This is a genomic window from Lacticaseibacillus manihotivorans DSM 13343 = JCM 12514 (genome assembly GCF_001435035.1).
Lineage (GTDB): Bacteria > Bacillota > Bacilli > Lactobacillales > Lactobacillaceae > Lacticaseibacillus > Lacticaseibacillus manihotivorans.
This window is the reverse complement of the sequence record NZ_AZEU01000300.1, coordinates 1-3111: the sequence shown is the minus strand read 5'-3', so window position 1 is coordinate 3111 and position 3111 is coordinate 1. Positions and strand designations below refer to the sequence as shown.

The window sequence follows — 3111 nt, the reverse complement described above, 5'->3', positions numbered from 1 at the left end:
GGTACAAATTTACTACTAGCATTGAGAATATGGTGGCCTAGTTGAACAGCCACTAGATATTTATAATTAATAATAAGTAATTTATTTTTAATTATTTATTATTCTCGCTGAACTCATCTGAATTGATAGCATATTTCAGCATAGAGTCAATAACATCAACGATTTTAGCATCCTTATGATAGGCTATGTCTTTAACCATCTTATACGTGCTCTCACGTACTTGTACTGGTCTAGTGACCTCTTTCTTTTGCTTAAATGGGCTCTCATTGTCTCCTAGTTGTTGGTTAGCTTGTTGTGCCAGCTTATTTAAAAAGTCGTCAGCCATTTTCTATCTCCTCAATTCTGTGTAATTCCTCTTTTAAGACCATTGTATACATGCTGATGGCCTTCTTATCCCAATAGTCTTCATCTTTAATACCAGCGTTTGAGAACAGTTTTACACGTTCCTGCTGCCATATTCGATTTATGAATACTGCATCGCCAAATGATTCAGTGGCTGCCTTAGTAATCTCACGATCAACTTTAGCATCTCGTTTAACTAGGTACAGTATGACACCTGACACATCAAAAGTTGCATGATAGTCGTTTTTAAGCTGATACATATACTGCGCTGTTTTAAGAACGGACGTGTAAGCCTGTTTCTGCGTCTGCAATACTAGCGATACATAGTCACTAGCTAAAATAGCATTGTTAGTAAAAATTGAAAGTGTCGGCGGGACATCAATAATAATGTACTCAAATTGTGATTTAAATTGTTCAATCAAAGTTTTGAGAATTAGCATGCGATCATGATTCCTAATTTTCTCAACTTTACCCGGCCACAAACTTAGTGACCAATCAGCTGGTATCATTGAAACATTGTCAGTTAGTTCGATGATTGAATGAGTTAGGTCTAGCTTTAACAGTCCATTGAACAAGTCCACATTTGGTTCAGTTTTGACATTATAAGTCGTTCTCATAATCTCAGTGGCATTAGCTTGCGGGTCTAAATCAATTAAAAGTACCTTGTGACCTAGCTCGCCTAGCAGATATGTGTCCATAACACTGAGGGTAGTCTTACCTACACCACCTTTAAAATTGAAGTGTAGCAAGGTTTTACAAGTCATTTTATCGCCTCCATTGGTAACATTATAGCACAAATAATTAATAATTAAAAATAAGTAATTTAAAATAAATAATTTATTATTTATAATTTTTCTTTAGATTTGACGTATAGATACCTATGCGTTACAATATCCTTGTATTAAAAAAGGCCTAGCAATTAAGCCAGACCTAAAACAACTGCATATACAAAAGAAGCCCCGCGACCTTCTACTTTCGCGGGAACAACCAATAATCATGTCTTAATTGTACGGTCTAGGCTCTAAAATTGCAAGTCTTGACTCAATTGCTTCTCGCGGACCATTCTAGGGGACAAGCTAGAGGACAAGCTAGAGTATAAATATTAAGGGGACACGTTTACCGGTGCGACTTCAATAACGACCGGTTATATCACATAAGGCCTTAGACAATCAGGCTGGTGATGAATGGTGAGGGCGACCATTAACGGCCCGGGTGGTAAAACGATGCTTCTAGCATGGTGATCACTAGTAGCTGGTAACCGAACAAAACTAAATACGTGCTATCAGCGTCCATTAGGGCGTTTTTTAATGGACTTAACCGAGAATGTAGGTTGATACTAGTGGTTGGTAGTAATACCGCAACTGATTGTCCAAACGATGCCCGAACGACCGAGCGTTACAACAGGTGAGTTGCACTCTAGCTAGATAGTCATTTTATTTTGACCGTCTGACTAGGGTACAACTCTGCACTCAACCACTTCACTCCCTCGCATTACAGCAGGGGTAACCCAATAAGTCAACTAAATTGAATAAATAAAGCAAAATCACAAGCCAGCTAACTAGGTCAGTCTTATAGTTCTACTTGATAAACAGACAAAACCTACTTGATAAACTTCTACAAGCCTTGGGAGAGTAAGCCTTAAGAGGGGTCTAAAAGAGGTTTAAAAGAGGCACTACTGTGCGAGACCAAAACCTAGAAACAAAAAAACACAAAGGACGAATTGTCAAACCAAGTGCAACTTTTTGTTCCAAAAGACTTCGGAGGGAGTTCTCCAGCCTAAGACCTTGCGGGGTCGGTTATTCAGTTGTTCGACGAAGAAAGCAATTTGTTGGTCATATATGTTGTCAAGGTAGGTATGCTTAGGAAAGTATTCGCGAAGTAGACCATTCGTATTTTCGTTTGTACCTCGCTGTTGTGGTGCATGCGGATCTGGAAAGAACATTTTTGCGTTCAGAACCTCGCCGATCTCCTTGTATTGAGAGAATTCAGTCCCGCGGTCAGGGGTGATCGAGCGTACCCGTTCAGGCGATAGGGTCAGAAACAAATCAATCATTCCCTGCTTGACCCTCTCTGAATCCACTTTGGTCACACGCTCCGATAAGAGATACCGTGACTTTCTGTCGACTAGCGTGATCAAGGCCGAGTGCCCTCTCTTGCCATGCACAGTGTCGCCTTCCCAGTCACCAAAGCGGGTACGATGATTAGCGGAGGCCGGACGGTCGTGTATCGATGGGGCATTGTTCAGTTTGCCCCGTGTTTCGTTCACTGTTCCTTTTACCTTACGAGTCTTGCCGTGATGACGTAGTTTGCGAGCAAAACCACGCGCGCCATGGTTCTTCTTAACTCCCAGATTATCCAGTTGTATCCCGCGATAAATCGTCGTATAGCTGATATGGAGCGCATCATGTTCATGCGCTAGGCGGGCTGAGATCTGCTCAGGAGACCAATGATTATGGACGATATAGTTGACGATACGATCTCTGGTCTCGGAATTGCTCAGAATCCTGGATCTATGACTGTTTAATCTCGCTTGTTGGTAATTGGCTTGAGCAGTAGCAGCTGAGTAGTTTTGCCAACCGCCATTGCGGTTGATCTCACGGCTAACAGTACTTCTTGAACAGCCGATCCGAGTGGCAATTTCAGTTTGGGTCAGCCCAGTTTTGAGGCCGACGAGTATCGTTTCTCGGTTGATTAAGGTAAGATGATTGTACGGACCCTCAATTTTCAAGTCAAGTGCAACGATGATAACGAATCCTTGATAGTGGTCTA

At 41.5% G+C, this 3111-nt stretch carries 3 protein-coding genes; all 3 read right to left on the bottom strand.

Going from position 1 to position 3111, the window contains the following annotated elements:
* Positions 1 to 91: 91 nt before the first annotated feature.
* Positions 92 to 325 carry a hypothetical protein gene (locus FD01_RS14480; protein WP_003645723.1) on the bottom strand — a complete coding sequence of 78 codons (234 nt, stop codon included), beginning with the start codon at positions 323 to 325 and terminating at the stop codon, positions 92 to 94.
* On the bottom strand, positions 318 to 1106 hold the full coding sequence (locus FD01_RS14475; RefSeq protein WP_054719880.1) for a ParA family protein: 789 nt from the start codon (positions 1104 to 1106) through the stop codon (positions 318 to 320). Before FD01_RS14475 ends, FD01_RS14480 begins: the two co-directional genes overlap by 8 nt.
* 959 nt (positions 1107 to 2065) lie before the next feature.
* Positions 2066 to 3064 (bottom strand): IS30 family transposase, encoded by a 999-nt coding sequence (locus tag FD01_RS14470; RefSeq protein WP_056965011.1) that lies wholly within the window; start codon positions 3062 to 3064, stop codon positions 2066 to 2068.
* Positions 3065 to 3111: the final 47 nt, after the last annotated feature.